We start from the raw sequence: 16,564 nt of genomic DNA, 5'->3' as shown, positions 1-16,564 counted from the left end.
AAGTGGAACGTATCGACGTATTCATAAAAATGTTTATAGCTACCTTTGGTGGCTTCTGTGGGTATTTCTTGGGAGGATGGGATGCAATGTTGCAAATATTAGTAACTATGGCAGCGATTGATTACCTCACAGGCGTAATTGCAGCAGGATATAACGGTGAATTAAAAAGTAAAGTAGGTTTCAAAGGCATCGCCAAAAAGGTGGTGCTTTTTCTTTTGATTGGAGTGGCAGCACAGTTAGATACAGCATTTGGAAGTAATAGCGCAATCCGTGAAGCGACTATCTTTTTCTTCATGGGTAATGAATTGCTATCACTTTTAGAAAATGCTGGTCGTATGGGAATTAAATTACCTTCAGCTTTAACAAATGCAGTTGAAATATTAGGTGGTAAACAAAAACATGAAGTTAAAAAAGGAGAGGTTGAGTAATGGCTAAATATAGTTTACATGGTGGACATAACAGTATTGTACAAGGTGCTAACTACGGAAATAGAAAAGAACATATTATGGATCGTCAGGTGAAGGATGCAGTTGTTTCAAAATTACGCTCTTTAGGACACACAGTTTATGATGATACAGACGAAGCAGGAGCAACTCAAGCGCAAAACTTATCAAACATCGTTCGTAATTGTAACTCTCATGATGTGGATCTTGTTATTTCATTTCACTTAAACGCATTTAATGGCACAGCTAACGGTGTAGAGGTTTGCTATTATGATCAGCAATCTCTTGCTTCTAAAGTTTCAACTCAACTGTCTAAAGACATTGGATGGAGCAATCGAGGTGCTAAAGAACGAAAAGAGCTATATGTATTGGCTAACACTAAAGCACCTGCCATTCTTATTGAGCTTGGATTCATCGATAACGAATCTGATATGGCCAAATGGGATGTAGATAAGATTGCTAATTCAATCGTTTTCGCTTTAACTGGACAATCAGTATCAGGCACTTCTAATAAATCTGTTGGTAACGTAAGTAATAACGGTGGCTATCAATACGTTAAATCAGGTGGGTTTGGCATCTCAATGGTTCAAGAAGTCGCAAACGCTATGAACGCGCGTGGAACGAAAGGGAAAGTTGTTTCTGATCCATTAACTGGCCTAGCGTACTTACAAACTGAAGTATTGCCAAACGGTGAACTTGATAAGATTACAGCTTGGATGGATGAGAAAAACTGGTGGTACGAGTACCTTAAATAACTGTCAGGACATACTATGTACTGCAAATGAAGCCTTTGTATATGTGAAGTAGGAGTTACAAAAGAGCACTCACTAATTAAGGGGTGCTCTTTTGTATAATATATTTTTTACTGCTTGCTCAATCACTTTACACAAGTTGCTATACTCATCTATTCAGAAAGTTTGAAAAACATTTAGCTAATCAAGGCTTAAATTCCTAATACTAATATTAATTTACAAATTAATTTTTTTAAGAGTCAATTAGGTCTGTGTTGCAGCGCTTAAAGTGAATTTCATAACATTCTTCTTCAGAAAATATTTGTGCAATTTGCCCTGTACTCTTATCAGCAATTATAAATTCATTAGTTTCAGAAATGTCCCAAAGTTCCTCGATAGATTTTGTGAAATTCAATATTCTAACATTTGCCCATACCGGCTCTAAACAATTAGGAACTAATATAAAATATTCTGTTTTATGATTTGAAAAACTTAAAGAACCTAAAGAACTTTCAATCCATAAAATATACTTACTTTTAACATCACCAATAGGAATGTGAAATGTTGGATTAGAGTCTATATTACGAAACTGTTTCAATGCTGTGTCGAACAGTTTTATCCATTCAGAATCGGGATTTTCAAATTCAATAAGTTCTAAATTTGAAAATTGGCTAAAGACTTTTTTGGCACTGATTAATGCTTTTTTTCTATGAATCTTCTCATTTTGATATATCATAATTTTCCTGCCTCTCATTTGTTATAATAAATGTGATGATGGTTATGGTGTGAATCTATATGAAAATCCTGCTGATCCTATTTTTGCTGGACGTATCACACAAAAAATCCCTTACTTAATCCAGAAAGGATACTGGGGTGGTGGAGAAAAAGACATGATCTGCCTTGGGAATGAAAAGCAGTGGGCTTACCTAAAACATTTTGATGTGAAATGGTTCTATGCGCATTCTAAATATCCTGTAGGTTGGGGGATTGCAGTTCATAGTGAGCCAGAATGTATTAACCATGGTGGAAATATTGACGGTTCTACTCCTTATCGTATTTGGGGAAGAGTTGGCGACGCAATAGATATTGGTGGTAATCGTTGGATTCGTGAGGAACATGTAACTATTAAGTAAAAACAAGAGCCGTCATTATGACGGCTTTTTTTACTTATTCCAATCCAAGTAACCTTATTCATATTGATACCCCATATTAAAGAAGTGCTGTTTTCAATGCTTCTTCCAGCATTGTATTGAAATCATTGTATGTTTTCATCACTGTGCCAGATGGTTTATCAAGTTCTAAGTAAGTACCGTCAGATAAGTTTTTACAAAACCACGCAATACTTGAATCTCCAAAGAAAAGATACTCTTTTTGAAATTCATTTTCATACCAAATCTCATTCGTGTCTATAAATCCACAAATCGGTTCGTTTCTTTCTGTTTCTAGTAAAGAGGGGTCGACTCCATAAATAACTAGTCCACCAAAATCTAAACCATTTACGTTTTTAATAAACTCCTCAAATTCACTCGGTAAATCAACATTAAATTTCTCTTTCACGTGTTCTCTTAATCTATGAACTTCAGTATCTGTTGCTGGTGTGTTCAGATTAAAGTTAACACTTTTCAGTATATCTTCAATTTCTAAAATCAGATTTTTCCACATATAAATTTCACCATTGCTTCAGCTTGAATCTGTTCAAAAATTTCTTTTTCATTTCCCTCATAATTGTTTAACATTCTTAGAATTTCTGAAACCTTTGCGTCCATGCTGTTAACTCCTATCAGTTATTTTAGGACTTTCTTTTACATATTTGATTCCGAATCCCATACCTCTACAAATTCAAAGCCTTTTAAGTCACTTTCTAAAACCGTATTTTTAAATTCATCAGATACAAAAACAGTAGAGGAGTGTAATCTTTGATTTAAATAGGTTTTAAATATTATCTGCCCTTCAACTATATTAGGCAAAAATGCGTATTTTTCGAAACCTATTATTAATCCTGTACTTAGTTTTTCAAAAACTGCTTTATTGTAGTCAATTGCATCAATTGTATTTAAAACGTTTATTAGGTAATAAACTTCACCTGTAACATCATGGGTTAGCGGAAGAAACTCAACATTATTGCAAATTAGAGGTTCTAATACCTCTTTTGCCTTTCTACTAACCATTGGCGTGCCAAGCTCCCCCCAGAACATAGGACAATCACTATGGTTATCTCCTTCTACACATTCAACAAGAATTTCTCCCCATGAATCAGATAGCTTTATTGCCAAATCAATTTTTTCATCAAAATATTTTTCATGGTCTTGATCAAAATTTAGTAGTTGAAAAGATTCATAATCATTAACAGAGCCTCGTAATTCCCAGATCTTCATTGTATCCTCCTGAAAAGTCATTTATTTTTTGGCGTATTTAGTTGTAATGTGCCCTTCAATAGTTTCTCTTATATGTAGAGGTAATGTGTTCTATATTACAGCAAGTTCTTATTATGTGAAAATTAAATAGTAAGCATAAAAAGTGCCGGCTCTTAATTGAGTCGGCTTTTTTTACTATGTATTAAACTTTAGCATTACATAAGTAACTCTTTTAATTCTTCTGTAGATAATTTGCTTTCTAACGCTTTACTTAAGTCAAGTATAGAAGTTTAATAATCTACTACTACTTTTAAACTATCAGTCTTCTTTTCTTCTGCATTGTCTTTACTGCAACCTACCCCTAATGCCAAAGTAATTGGTAACGCTACTGCTAATATTTTACGTTTCATTGCTATATCCCCTTTATTTGATTTCCTATTATCCGTCTTACGACTTTGTTAAGCTTAAAATAACACCAAGTGACTCCATAAGACCGTCACTACCTTCATCAATCAGTTCACCTGACTTATTAATCTTTGTTTCATCTAATGTTGTAAACCCATCTACCATTATGTCTAACCCTTCATCAAAAATAACTAGAGATTGAGATAACTCTGATTGTAAGTTATCGTACTCTACTGGTGGTTTAATTTCTCTTAATTTCTTGTTTGCTGACTTAAATTCATTTACTACCTGCTTTAACTCAGCGTGAGTGTTAATGAATGTAGGGTCTTTCTTTTCTAATTCTACGAATTTCTTTTGTGCTTGTGTCCAAACCATAGATATGTTTTGTACTTTTAAAACATAGTCTACTTTACTCGTTAATCTACCATCTTCGTCTGTTTCAAATACTCTTTCGACTACTGCGATGTTGTTAGTTTTCTTTTTCGTGTATCTCTTTACTATCCATGTTAGTAGAAGGACAGGTACTACTATGGGTATTACTCTCATCAATACCGATGTTTCCCCGACTCCTAAAGTAGCTATTGCACCTACAAGAACGAACAAGAGAGCAGGAACTATAAGTCCGAATACTAGTATTTTTCGTATCATATGTAAAACCCCTTTATGAATTGTTTCTATGTAATACAGGTTAGTTATTGTCTATTACCTACGTTTTATTTGGTGCATTTTGCTACCATCGTCTCCCACCATTTTGTATTCACTACCACTAAAGTTCTCCATTTTATAAATCATAGATTGTTTCATTTCACCAGGTTCAGCCTTTTTGCCGTCTTTTACAAACTCATCTATCGTTAATGTCATTTCTCTTGTGTCTCCATTGTAAGACCATTTTCCATCCATATGTGAGTTCTCATAAGGTGTGTTGTCTACATCATCAAATATAGTGTATGTACCATCTTGACGGAACTCTGTTCCTTTAGTAAACTTGTCACCAACATAACTACCCCATTCACCTACTATTTCTTTACCGTCTTTTGATAAAGGGATAGCGCTTGGTGTTTTGGTATGTTCTACAGCTTTCTCAATTGGTTCCATACCTTCTTCTAAGTAGTCATTACCTTTATACATTAAGTCTTTTAATTTTTCCGTCTCCTTCTTTGTTACAGAACCACTTTTTGCTAGACTTAATTGTGTGTCAAACGCTTCTTTATAACAGTCTATTGCTTTTAAAACAGATTTATGTTGTTCTTCAAACTCTTTTGGTGGGTCTACCTTGTAAAACTTAACGAATATTTCTTGTAGTTCATCTACACTTTTTAGGGTTTCCTTGTTTTGCTTTTTTACATCCTTGTCTTTACTTCCTGCTATTGCAGTTACTTCTTCCATTTTCATCTTTAACTCATAATGTAAGTTTGACATTTTTGAAGGGTATGCTTCTAATGATAGTTTTTCCTTATCCTCTGCTTTTACTTCTATCTTTGCTACCTTCGTGTCTGCTTTCTTTTCTGTATTGTCTGTTCCGCAACCCCCTAGTAACATGATTGGAAGTGCTAAACTTACTAGTTTCTTTGCTTTCATTATGTATCCTCCTTTTAGAAAGTATTGTAATTAATTAACATATTGTACCATAACATAAATTATATAAATAAGATATAAAGATTTTCCATCCTTAAGAGAAATTTTGAGTGTTTTAACAATATGAAAAAATGTATTACGGTTGTAGAGAATCCCTCTCTGCATGTTTTTCTTCCAAATTTGCCCTTATTCGCCCCCGAACGTTTAGTGCTTGGGGGCTTTTTTTATGCTCCCATAAACTCACTATCAAAGTAGAACTTATCCATTAAGTTATTTACAATACCGTTGAAGTAAGCGAATTTACCCTTATTCATTTTTGCTCCGGATTTAATTTTCATAACAAACTCTTTAATAGCTTTTAAGCCTATAGTAAGCTCCTGGTCTTTAGTAAATGCTTTATCACCTGTAGAGAAGTTAGTAGTTTTATTACACTGTCTTACGACCTTCCACAGTTCTTGAATTGTTTTAGATTCAGAATAGAAAGAGCTAACTAGAGAAATAAAACGTTCTGGTACCCAATGGGCAACAAAATCAGCTTCTTTAATTTTTTCTTCAGGTGTAGTGATATTTTCATTACTATTACGTTTGTTTTTATCTTTTATATTTTGTTTTAAGGAAACAGGGGTTGTTTTAATGGTAGGACACTTTGTAGGGCTTTTTGTATCTACCTTGTTGGACACTTCTTCCACAATTGGTTGAATGATAATAGCGTTAGAAGTTTGAAGCATATCCTTTGTGCGTTTCATTGCTACTTGTTTAATCATCTCTAGATCCACAAGCTTCTTCATTAAACGTTGTACAGTTTTATATGAAACTTCCATCTTTTCAGCTATTCTATTTTTGCATAGGAAACTAACACCTACGTATTTGCAGCTGTGGCGCTTTAAAATTTCAAGTAATGTAATAAGTTTAGATTGTACGTCAGTACGCTTAATAGACATACGGATGTTGTCTCTGTATGTACGTACAGTTTTATTTAGTTCTTCTACATGAGTGAATGATGATAAGTTGTGGAAGGATTCTTTAGTTGCGATAACATCGATACGTTTCTTCATTATATAGGCCCCTTTGTATAAACAAAAAAGCAACAGAATGCCAAATGTAAGCAAACTGTTGCTAAGGAGCCCTTACGTAATGTAAAATAGTCCGTAAGAGTACAGCAAGTGTTTGCCTATCGAGAGTAGGCGGACGGTATAAGGGTGTTGGTAGCACTACTTATACACGCTGTGCTTTTTTGTTTTGTGGTAACGTTTTGGTAACAAATGTGTAAAATCAAACGATTATTTGTGGTTTTTATAGTTATAAAAAACGTTGATTTATCGGCTGTTTAGTTGATTTTTAGTACATTTGTTTCTGCAAGTATTTTACTAGCGACTTATATGCCGTTTATCGGTGTCATGATGGCAAATTATTTAATCCCAGTATATATTTCAGATATACTCAAAGCTAGTGCCTCTGTATACGCAATTGAAGGTATGATGTACGGTGTCGGAGCGGTTCTTGCAGGAATAAGTATTCCAATCATGATGAAATATGTCAAAATAGAAATTTCAATCGTTATGACGATGGTTATTTATGTAATTTCAATTACCGCAATGATTATTGAGCCTTCCATTATGTTATTATATGGACTAGCGATTTTCCATGCGATTGGAAATGCTGGAACACGAGTGGCGAGAAATGTATTGATGATGGAAGAAATCCCAAACGAAGTAATGGGACGTGTGGACAGCTTATTTCGATTAATTGGCACAGGAATTCGAATTGTATTATTAATGTTGTTTACGGCAGGCGTATCTAAAGCAGGGGTAATGATCCCGTTTTACGTACTGAGCTGTATATTGATCCTATCATTAGGGATTGCTTTTTATTATGTAATTTCAAAACGTAAAACGGAAGCGAATGTGTCTAATAAATCAATTGTTTAAAAAATACTTCTGCCTCCTTTTCTTTTTCTATATAATAAAAAGAAAGGGAGTGTTAACTTATTTATGAACAAATGGATATTGCTTATAATCTTATTACTACCTCCGCTATACATCATTTATATGACGTTTCGAATGAATAAAGTTGCTCGTGAAACATTGAGTAATCACTCTCCATACGTTCTTATATTAGGTGCAAAGTTATTTGGAGATAGACCGTCTTTATCTCTTCAAAATCGTTTGGATATAGCGTTGGAATATTTACATGCTCACCCTGAGGTGAAAGTAATTGTTTCAGGTGGTCAAGGGGAAGATGAAGATATACCGGAAGCTCACAGTATGAGAAACTATTTAATGGTACATGGTATAGATGAGAATCGTATTTTAATTGAAGACTGCTCTACAAATACGTATGAAAATTTAAAGTTTAGTATGGATTTATATGATGTAAAGCATGCGGTAGTTGTAAGTAATACGTATCATTTATATCGAACGAAAATAATTGCAAAGCGTTTAGGGATAAAGATGGAAGCTTTGGCTGCTGAAACACCGAGACGCTCTAAGAAAAAAGCGTATGCGCGTGAATATGCTGCAATTATGAAAACAATATTGTTCGACCGTTAGAGCTCAAATGAGAGCTCTTTTTTTGTATAATAAAGCGTATCATTTGAAATGAATGCTATATTCCATCAAAATAAAGGAAACAACATGAAAGGAGTTGTGTCTGTGATTCAATTTAATCATGTGTCAAAAGCGTATGAAGATGGCACAAAAGCAGTGGATTCATTGCATTTAGAAATTAAAAAAGGAGAATTTTTTGTTCTCATTGGTCCGAGTGGTTGCGGGAAAACAACGACAATGAAGATGATTAACCGTTTAATTGAAACGACGGAAGGATCAATTTTAATCGATGGAAAAGATATTCAACAATATAACATAAACGAACTACGTTGGAATATAGGGTACGTGTTGCAGCAGATTGCGCTGTTTCCACATATGACAATTGCTGAAAATATTGCAGTTGTCCCTGAAATGAGAAAATGGACCAAAAAGGAAATAAAAGCACGTGTCGATGACTTGCTACAGATGGTTGGGCTCGATCCAGATGTATATCGTGATCGGATGCCAGATGAATTGTCGGGAGGGCAGAAACAACGTGTTGGTGTCGTACGGGCATTAGCCGCAAACCCGAAAATTGTACTTATGGACGAGCCATTTAGTGCGTTAGATCCGTTAAGTAGGGAGCAGCTTCAGAAGGATATCGTACAATTGCAAAAAAAGATTCAAAAAACAATCGTGTTCGTAACGCACGATATGCAAGAGGCTTTATCACTTGGTGATCGTATTTGTGTAATGAAAGAAGGAAAAGTTGTTCAATTAGATACACCAGAAGGAATTATACATAACCCGAAAAATGAGTTTGTAGAGGAGTTCATTGGAAATCGTGGACGACCTTGGTATGAGGGGAAGAGTATAGAAGAGGTATTGCCGCTAGACGAGGGTATACGAGTTGAAGGGAATGCTTTATCTTTACATTCGTCATTACAAGAAGCACTAGTCCGCTTACAAACTGAAGAGTCAGTGCCGGTTGAAGAGCATGGTCAATATGTTGGAGCGTTAACAAGTCGTCATATTGTCAATTACATTGTTGAACAAATGAAGGAAAGAGGCTAAACAGTGACTGATTTTATTCAAACGTTCCAAGAACGAAAAGTAGAATTGCTAAGTGCATTAAGTGAGCATTTACAAATATCGCTTATTTCACTATTTTTTGCAGTAATTATTGCAGTGCCGCTCGGCATTATATTAACGAGAAAAGAACGAATGGCTGAATTTATTATAGGGACTTCTGCTGTTATGCAGACAGTGCCCTCACTTGCTTTACTTGGACTATTAATTCCGTTAGTAGGAATTGGAAAACTGCCAGCTATAATCGCATTAGTTGTGTATGCACTATTACCTATTTTACGAAATACATATACAGGAATACGGGAATTAGATGAATCACTTATAGAAGCGGCGAGAGCTATGGGGATGAATAGCTGGAAAAGATTATGGAAGGTAGAGCTTCCGCTCGCATTGCCAATTATTATGGCTGGTATTCGTACAGCGATGGTATTAATTGTTGGAACGGCTACATTAGCTGCTTTAATAGGCGCTGGTGGGCTCGGTAAGCTCATATTATTAGGCATAGATCGAAATGACCATGCGCTTATCATTTTAGGGGCCGTACCAGCTGCGTTACTCGCTTTATTCTTTGATATAGTACTTCGCATACTTGAGAGCCCGAAACGCTCTTCTAAGCGCGTTATATTGACGATATGTATAGTTGTAGTAATGATAGCTGCTCCATTTCTTTGGAATACCGAAAAGAAAGACATAGTTATTGCTGGTAAACTTGGATCTGAACCAGAAATATTAATTCAAATGTACAAGCAACTTATTGAACAGGATACAGATTTACAAGTGGAATTAAAGCCAGGCCTTGGAAAAACAGCATTTGTATTCGAAGCGTTAAAATCAGGTGAAGTAGATATATACCCAGAATTTTCAGGTACAGCTTTATCTACTTTCGTGAAGGAAGAACCGAAAAGTACAAATCGTGATGAAGTATATGAACAAGCTCGTATTGGAATGGAAAAGAAATATAATATGGTTATGTTAAAGCCAATGGAGTATAACAATACATACGCACTAGCCATGCCGAAAAAAATAGCAGATCAAAATAACATAAATACAATTTCTGATTTAGGAAAAATTGCACAGGAAGCTAAAGTAGGATTTACATTAGAATTTGCTGATCGTGAAGATGGTTATAAAGGAATGCAAAAATTATATAACTATAAGTTTTCAAATGTTAAAACGATGGAACCGAAACTGCGCTATAGTGCAATACAATCGGGAGATGTTAACGTAATCGATGCATATTCAACAGATAGTGAATTGGAGCAATATGGGCTTAAAGTGCTAAAAGATGATAAAGGACTATTCCCGCCTTATCAAGGAGCACCATTATTAAGAAAAGAGACGTTACAGAAATATCCTGAACTCGAAAAAGTATTAAATAAATTATCTGGAAAGATTACAGATGAAGAAATGAGAAAAATGAATTATGAAGTAAATGTGAATGGGAAAAGTAGCGAAGAAGTCGCAAAACAATTTTTACAAAAAGAGAAGTTACTTCGTTAATTTTATAATAAATATACAATTTTATATGTATGAAATGACCGTTCATTACAAAATGAACGGTTTTTTTGTGCATACTTATACATTTTTTCAAAAAAGTATTCCATTTTTCTTCATTTTCTTTTAGAATAAGTAATGTTTTCCTGAAAAAATATAAGAGAAACGTCTATTAGAGAAAAAGGTGACTTTAATAGTTGAACGAACATAACACCTAGAATGACAGATGGGGTGGTACAAATAGAAAAGAAGTTAGGATTTTTTCCGTTAATCGCATTAGTAGTTGGAACGATGGTTGGTGGCGGTGTTTTTAGTTTACCGCATGATTTAGCAGTAGGAGCAAATAGTGGTGCAACGATAATTGGTTGGTGTATTACAGCAATGGGAATGATTCCACTTGCGCTCGTATATCAAACGTTAGCAAGACAAAAACCGGAGCTTGAGGGCGGAATCTATAGTTATGCACGAGCTGGATTCGGTGAATATATTGGTTTTAACAGTGCTTGGGGATACTGGCTAGCAGGGATTTTAGGAAATGTTGCAACAATTATGTTACTGTTTAGTACATTAGGTTACTTCTTCCCAATTTTTAAAGGCGGAAATAATGTTGCGTCAATCGTAGGTGCATCACTTTTATTATGGACATTGCATTTTCTAATTTTATTTGGAATTCGTGAAGCTTCCATTATGAATGTTATCGCAACGATTGGGAAATTAGTTCCGATCTTATTATTTATTGTCGTGATGGTAACAGCGTTTCGCTGGGATACATTTACACATGACTTTTGGGGCGAAGGAACTATCTCAGTTTCCTCTGTACTAGGTCAAGTGAAAAATACAATGCTTGTAACCCTTTGGGTGTTCATTGGGGTTGAAGGAGCAGTTGTATTATCAGGAAGAGCTAAAAATAGTAGAGACGTTGGAAAAGCGACAGTACTTGGACTTATTTTAGTAATGTCTATTTATATTTTAATTTCTGTTCTGTCAATGGGAGCCATGACAAGAAAAGAACTTTCAGTATTAGAGACTCCTTCAATGGGACATGTATTAGAACATGTTGTTGGGCCATGGGGTGCAATGGCAATTAATATTGGATTAGTTGCGTCACTTGTAGGTACATTAATTGGCTGGTTTTTACTTGTTTCTGAAATTTCTCACGTAGCAGGAAAAGACGGCGTGTTTCCGAAAGTCTTTACGAAAACAAATAAGAAACAAACGCCGCATATGGCATTGTGGATTTCAAATATCGTTGCCCAAACTATATTTATAATCGTTCTGTTTTCACAATCGACATATCAAATTATGTATTTTATTGCGTCAACATCTATATTACTGCCGTACTTATTATCAGCGCTATTTCAATTGAAATTAGTCATCACGAAAGAGCTGAAAGTTGCGAGAGTAAAAAATGGATTGTTAGCATTAATTGCTTCCCTATACTCTGTATGGTTAATTTATGCAGCTGGTCTAAAGAATTTATTGCTTGTTTCAATCGTATATGGTATTGGGATTCTCGTGTATATGTTTGCAAGAAAAGAAAAAGGGAATCGTTGTTTTGCAGGCAAAGAGCGATATGTGATGTGGGCAATTGTTATTGCAGCTATTACATCACTTTATATGTTACTGACAGGAACTATAAAAATGTAAAAGTCCTTTTAATTTAAAGGGCTTTTTTCCTTGTCTAGAGAATATTTAATACATAAGATATTCAGGAGGGATGAAAATGGAAGAAAAAGAACAGTTGTCTAGAATTATGGATTTAGCTAGTGATTTAAGGAAAGTATTAGTACAAGAATCTTTTTTTAATCATCATCCTGAACTTCGAGGCGTGATTGAAAATTTAGCGAGTTCTGTAGAGAATTTGGCGAGTTTGCAGCAAAATAAAGATGAAAATGCCGAAGATCGATTACGGTACGTACTTGCTAAAATGAAAATCGCTCATAATGCCATTTTACAAGAAAAAAAAGCATTTCCTTCTCATTAATATACGTTTTAATTTTGAACCTGACGGATGACGTCAGGTTTTTTATTTCTAGTTTTAGATTGTAGTTCATACAATAAGAATAGTATGAAAAAAAGAAGGTGACTACGTTGAAATTACATAAAGCTCTTCATCCAAGTTTTATAAAGCGAATGTATTATATGAGGTTTATTGGGAAGTTTGCAAAAGCTGAGGGAGAGAAGAATGGAGAAAATTTCTTTGTACAATGTCTTTCTTCAATACCTTTAACTTTACAAGAGTTATTTCCGACTGGAAAATATTTGTTTGAAGGATTATGCAGTAATAAAAAGAATGAAAAAATCTTTACTGATTTAAAGAAGCATAAATTAGAAAAGCAACTGGTTATATTTCGTCTTTATTATGATCGTGGAAATTTATTTCTGGAATTAATATGCACAGAAGAGCCTCGGGAAATAGCATCTTCATATAAATTGATTCCTTCACCAAAGGTCTCAAATTATAAAAAGAGAGCGTCTTTGGAACGGAAGTTAAGCAACGGTTATTTATCATTTCTTATGCCTAAATTACCAAAAGACTTTGAGCCTCCAGAATTATTGTGGCATGAAGGAAGGCTATATGGAAATTTATCGTTAAAATCATCAATAAGTTCAATTTCATATTTTGAGCAAAGAAAAGAATGCAAATATATTGAAATAAACGATTGGATGAAACATGTAGAAATAGCAGTAGATGATCATTTATATTTTGTAAGTGAAAATGTGTATGACCAACTAAATAAACGAATTGCTGAAGAAGGTAAGTTAGTTGAAGTAGAAGATATTAAAATGCAAAAGGATGACTGGGAATGGGATGAGCGTGAATCCTCTTTTTTGCAGTATGTACAAAGTATGGTTCGTAATAAAGGGTTATATTTGGATGATACAGATATATATAATTTTCACATTAGTATTAAAACCAATATGTTAACAATTGTTGGTGGTATACCAGGTGTTGGGAAATCACGCTTTGTGCAAGCTTATGCAGAATCACTTGGGTTACGTTATGGGGAAGAGTTAATTTGGATTCCGATTTCACCATCGTATCAAGAACCACATGATATTCTCGGTTACCTTCATCCGAATGGTAATTTTATTGAAAGTGAAACGAAGTTAGTTCGGACATTGTTAAAGGCTAAAGAAAATCCAAATCAATTGTATATAATTGTGTTCGATGAAATGAACATGTCACATATTGAGCATTGGTTTACTCCGTTTCTATCCGTTCTTCAACTTGAAAAGAAAAATCGTATTTTGAGTTTGTATGAGAAAGTACAAGAAATAGAAAATCAAATTCCACCTTCAGTGGAAATTGGTGAGAATATTATTTTCGTAGGCACTGTAAATTTTGATGAAACGACGAAAGAGCTTTCCGATCGATTATTAGATCGAACAAATTTGATTACATTACAAAAAATTCCGTTTTGCGAGATGAGTATAGAACATGAGAAAGTTGTTCAGCAACCCCCGCTGAAAGTAACAACGGGAGAATTTCGACTCAATTGGTTTAGGAATAAAGAGATGATCGAAGTGTATACTGAAGAGGAATTAGAGTTATTGGATAAGTTACATGATGTATTATCATCACACGATATATCAAAAGGAATTTCTTTCCGATGTGCAAGCGCAATTGCTACGTATTTGCAAAATATACCGTTCCAAAATAATCAGTCCTATATGATTAGCAGGGAAGAAGGTTTTGATTTGCAAATAAAGCAGCGTGTATTAACGAAATTAAGGGGGACAGAAATGACAGTGGGCCCTCTACTTTCTGAAGAAGCAAAAAGGGGAGCGACATTGATACCACTTTTACAGTCTCCGCTTGCAAATCGTGTATCTACATTTGAACATTCTTTAGCTTATATAAGACAAAAGCGTAGAGAACTGGAGCTGTATGGCTATGCAAAATGAGGAGCGTTATGAAACAGCAATCGTCGATACGAAAGAAACGCTCCCGTTTGTATTGAAGCTAATTATTGGTACAGAGGGGAAAGGCGATTTTATCCTTTTAAACCGGCTTTGTACGTCTACTACAGCATTAGTTCAATGTATTTATAAAGTACAGGAATTAAAACCACTGAAATTACATTTCCATTATCAAAATCCAATGGATATTACATTCATATGGAATAAAGTATATGAGGGACAAAAGAATATAAAAGAGTCACAATATGAATTAAATGAAAAAAAACAAAGAGTATTAGTGTATGAACATGGAAAAACTGAATTTTTTTATCCGTGGCGCTGTGGCTTATACCATTTTGAAGTGCGTATAGAAGATAAAACTTATTATGGTGCGTTTCAAGTGGTTCCTAAAAACTTTTTTGATGACCAATTTGAAATGATTCAAGATTATGTGAAGTCAATTTTAAACGAGTTAATTTTAGATAGAGGTTATTACAAGAAAACTTTCTCAGCACTTAACGATATTGAAGATTCTTCTTATTTGGTATTGTTAAGAAAGTTGCCACAAAAAATGAAAAGAATAAAACAAATTTTTAAAAAAGTAGAATCGAATGCGGAATTTGTACACGAATATGAATGGGAAACGAAAGCGCGGAAGACAACGAGAAAAACTGCCATTATGACAGAAAGAAAGCTTTATGCGAAATATTACAACCGTAAATTTAAGGAGCAAAAAAATAGTATTGAAAATGCATTTCTTAAATTTAAAACGATGCAATTCTATTATTATTTACTTGAAGCAGAAATTTTTGTACGTAAAACTATTGAAATACTAGAAGGAGAAAAGAAGAAAAAGTCAGATGAATTTCAAGCTGTTAAAACAATTATGAAAACGATTGAACGAAATGGATCCGTGACGGATAGGGAAAAACAAAAATATAGAAATCTACATTTACTGAAAGAAGCAGATTTACGGAAAAGTTCTGTGAAAATACAAGAATATAAAATATTAGCTCATATCGTATATGAAAGTGTGCAATACTTTCGAAATTTATTGTATTCTCCATTTTGGAGGGAAGTTTCTGAAACAGCTACCATTAATTCGAACACTTTATCTATACCGCATCAACAATTAATCCACCATTTAGAATTGTTACCGCAACATACGGAGCAACCCCCATCTTTATTATTCGTATATAAACCAACGTTTTTAGTGTATGAGTATTACGCTTTTTTTATCGTTATTTCTATATTAGAACAAATCGGATTTGAAGATAAGAATCCTATTCGTGAACAAATACAAGAACATTTTTATTTAGACGGATTACAAGATGGAACGACAGTGATTTTATATCGAGATGATATAAAAGTGCACGTCGCGTTTAATGATTTAATTGAAACACACCCTCTTATTGCACTAAGCAAAGGAAGTAATTTTTATAACGGAGAGGACACAAAGAAGCCGGATATTCGTTTAGATTGTTATGTAAAGGAAGAAGAGAAGTATGTATATAAATCTTCTATTATTATCGAAGTGAAATACAGCCCTATGTACAATATTTTTCAGCCTGTCGGTAATACGAAAGCAACGGAGCAAATGTATAAATACTGGTCTATTAAGTATGTAGAAGAACAGAATGGTAAACGAATTTTTAAGCGAAGAGCGATTTATGAAGTGATTTGTGTATATCCAGGTAGCCATATGCATAGTAAAAAAATTGAATCTGGATGTGGAGTGTTTTTACAACTATATCCATATAAAACGAAACAAGGAGAAGAGAAGTTGGCTGGGAAGCATGGGATGATTCAAATTTTTGAGAAATGGTTAAAAAGTAATAAAATGTAAAAGAAATCCTTTTTAATGAAGGATTTCTTTAGGTTAAGAAGAATTATATGCAGTACGGAAAGACACATTATACGGTTCGAACTTGATAGTGATTATCATTTTTTTATTAGAGTAATTGAATCTTGTTATGTTTGTAACAGTATGGGGAATTAAGGGGTTTTGCATGTGTATTAATGACTAATAAGTAGGAATTTAATTC

15 protein-coding genes and 2 pseudogenes are annotated in these 16,564 nt (G+C 34.1%); 11 read left to right on the top strand and 6 right to left on the bottom strand.

The window, feature by feature from the left end; genetic code table 11:
• Nucleotides 1–2 precede the first annotated feature (2 nt).
• Nucleotides 3–428, top strand: coding sequence for a phage holin family protein (locus B5P40_RS17290; RefSeq protein WP_002192693.1), 426 nt, complete (start codon nt 3–5; stop codon nt 426–428).
• A complete protein-coding gene (locus B5P40_RS17285) occupies nt 428–1,198 on the top strand; it encodes an N-acetylmuramoyl-L-alanine amidase (RefSeq protein WP_113709512.1) in 771 nt (256 codons plus the stop codon). Before B5P40_RS17290 ends, B5P40_RS17285 begins: the two co-directional genes overlap by 1 nt.
• 229 nt (nt 1,199–1,427) lie before the next feature.
• Here B5P40_RS17285 and B5P40_RS17280 read toward each other — a convergent pair whose 3' ends face one another.
• A complete protein-coding gene (locus B5P40_RS17280; RefSeq protein WP_113709511.1) occupies nt 1,428–1,910 on the bottom strand; it encodes a hypothetical protein in 483 nt (160 codons plus the stop codon).
• A 28-nt stretch (nt 1,911–1,938) separates the two neighbouring features.
• On the opposite strand from B5P40_RS17280, the pseudogene B5P40_RS17275 reads away from it, so the two are divergent.
• A pseudogene (locus B5P40_RS17275) lies at nt 1,939–2,307 on the top strand (N-acetylmuramoyl-L-alanine amidase); the annotation flags it as partial.
• Between the two features lie 76 nt (nt 2,308–2,383).
• Here the strand turns inward: B5P40_RS17275 and B5P40_RS17270 are convergent.
• From B5P40_RS17270 to B5P40_RS17250, 5 genes are all read right to left on the bottom strand, one after another.
• A complete protein-coding gene (locus tag B5P40_RS17270) occupies nt 2,384–2,836 on the bottom strand; it encodes a YrhA family protein (RefSeq protein WP_002192946.1) in 453 nt (150 codons plus the stop codon).
• 140 nt (nt 2,837–2,976) lie between these two features.
• Nucleotides 2,977–3,549: an imm11 family protein gene (locus tag B5P40_RS17265; RefSeq protein WP_002192944.1), complete on the bottom strand. Its 573-nt coding sequence runs from the start codon at nt 3,547–3,549 to the stop codon at nt 2,977–2,979.
• A gap of 426 nt (nt 3,550–3,975) precedes the next feature.
• Nucleotides 3,976–4,581 (bottom strand): DUF7018 domain-containing (lipo)protein, encoded by a 606-nt coding sequence (locus tag B5P40_RS17260; RefSeq protein WP_002192942.1) that lies wholly within the window; start codon nt 4,579–4,581, stop codon nt 3,976–3,978.
• 54 nt (nt 4,582–4,635) lie between these two features.
• On the bottom strand, nt 4,636–5,511 hold the full coding sequence (locus B5P40_RS17255) for a DUF3994 domain-containing protein (protein ID WP_002192941.1): 876 nt from the start codon (nt 5,509–5,511) through the stop codon (nt 4,636–4,638).
• 221 nt (nt 5,512–5,732) lie between these two features.
• Complete coding sequence (locus B5P40_RS17250; protein WP_002192940.1) at nt 5,733–6,563, bottom strand: hypothetical protein; 831 nt, start codon at nt 6,561–6,563, stop codon at nt 5,733–5,735.
• A 309-nt stretch (nt 6,564–6,872) separates the two neighbouring features.
• Between B5P40_RS17250 and B5P40_RS17245 the strand changes: the two are divergent.
• From B5P40_RS17245 to B5P40_RS17210, 8 genes and pseudogenes are all read left to right on the top strand, one after another.
• Nucleotides 6,873–7,436, top strand: a pseudogene (locus B5P40_RS17245) (MFS transporter); the annotation flags it as partial.
• A 63-nt stretch (nt 7,437–7,499) separates the two neighbouring features.
• Complete coding sequence (locus tag B5P40_RS17240; protein ID WP_078176560.1) at nt 7,500–8,057, top strand: YdcF family protein; 558 nt, start codon at nt 7,500–7,502, stop codon at nt 8,055–8,057.
• Between the two features lie 102 nt (nt 8,058–8,159).
• Entirely contained in the window at nt 8,160–9,107 is a 948-nt protein-coding gene (locus B5P40_RS17235) for an ABC transporter ATP-binding protein (protein ID WP_033709046.1), read from the top strand.
• 3 nt (nt 9,108–9,110) lie between these two features.
• Nucleotides 9,111–10,622, top strand: a complete 1,512-nt coding sequence (locus tag B5P40_RS17230) for an ABC transporter permease/substrate-binding protein (RefSeq protein ID WP_002085827.1) — start codon at nt 9,111–9,113, stop codon at nt 10,620–10,622.
• A gap of 213 nt (nt 10,623–10,835) precedes the next feature.
• Nucleotides 10,836–12,263 (top strand): basic amino acid/polyamine antiporter, encoded by a 1,428-nt coding sequence (locus B5P40_RS17225; protein ID WP_002085826.1) that lies wholly within the window; start codon nt 10,836–10,838, stop codon nt 12,261–12,263.
• Between the two features lie 76 nt (nt 12,264–12,339).
• Nucleotides 12,340–12,600, top strand: coding sequence for a hypothetical protein (locus B5P40_RS17220; RefSeq protein ID WP_002085825.1), 261 nt, complete (start codon nt 12,340–12,342; stop codon nt 12,598–12,600).
• Between the two features lie 107 nt (nt 12,601–12,707).
• Entirely contained in the window at nt 12,708–14,525 is a 1,818-nt protein-coding gene (locus B5P40_RS17215; protein WP_078176561.1) for an AAA family ATPase, read from the top strand.
• On the top strand, nt 14,515–16,365 hold the full coding sequence (locus B5P40_RS17210; RefSeq protein ID WP_113709509.1) for a hypothetical protein: 1,851 nt from the start codon (nt 14,515–14,517) through the stop codon (nt 16,363–16,365). The genes B5P40_RS17215 and B5P40_RS17210 overlap by 11 nt, the downstream gene beginning before the upstream one ends.
• Nucleotides 16,366–16,564 lie beyond the last annotated feature (199 nt).

This window comes from Bacillus sp. SRB_8 (assembly GCF_003264205.1).
GTDB lineage: Bacteria > Bacillota > Bacilli > Bacillales > Bacillaceae_G > Bacillus_A > Bacillus_A mycoides.
Note: the sequence above shows the minus strand (reverse complement) of the source record. Positions and strands in the feature narration are given on the sequence as shown.

What these genes read in the sequence shown, in the direction of transcription:
- B5P40_RS17285 (WP_113709512.1), top strand. Translation starts at nt 428, where the DNA reads ATGGCTAAATATAGTTTACATGGTGGACATAACAGTATTGTACAAGGT.
- B5P40_RS17280 (WP_113709511.1), bottom strand. Translation starts at nt 1,910, where the DNA reads ATGATATATCAAAATGAGAAGATTCATAGAAAAAAAGCATTAATCAGT.
- B5P40_RS17270 (WP_002192946.1), bottom strand. Translation starts at nt 2,836, where the DNA reads ATGTGGAAAAATCTGATTTTAGAAATTGAAGATATACTGAAAAGTGTT.
- B5P40_RS17265 (WP_002192944.1), bottom strand. Translation starts at nt 3,549, where the DNA reads ATGAAGATCTGGGAATTACGAGGCTCTGTTAATGATTATGAATCTTTT.
- B5P40_RS17260 (WP_002192942.1), bottom strand. Translation starts at nt 4,581, where the DNA reads ATGATACGAAAAATACTAGTATTCGGACTTATAGTTCCTGCTCTCTTG.
- B5P40_RS17255 (WP_002192941.1), bottom strand. Translation starts at nt 5,511, where the DNA reads ATGAAAGCAAAGAAACTAGTAAGTTTAGCACTTCCAATCATGTTACTA.
- B5P40_RS17250 (WP_002192940.1), bottom strand. Translation starts at nt 6,563, where the DNA reads ATGAAGAAACGTATCGATGTTATCGCAACTAAAGAATCCTTCCACAAC.
- B5P40_RS17240 (WP_078176560.1), top strand. Translation starts at nt 7,500, where the DNA reads ATGAACAAATGGATATTGCTTATAATCTTATTACTACCTCCGCTATAC.
- B5P40_RS17225 (WP_002085826.1), top strand. Translation starts at nt 10,836, where the DNA reads ATGACAGATGGGGTGGTACAAATAGAAAAGAAGTTAGGATTTTTTCCG.
- B5P40_RS17220 (WP_002085825.1), top strand. Translation starts at nt 12,340, where the DNA reads ATGGAAGAAAAAGAACAGTTGTCTAGAATTATGGATTTAGCTAGTGAT.
- B5P40_RS17210 (WP_113709509.1), top strand. Translation starts at nt 14,515, where the DNA reads ATGCAAAATGAGGAGCGTTATGAAACAGCAATCGTCGATACGAAAGAA.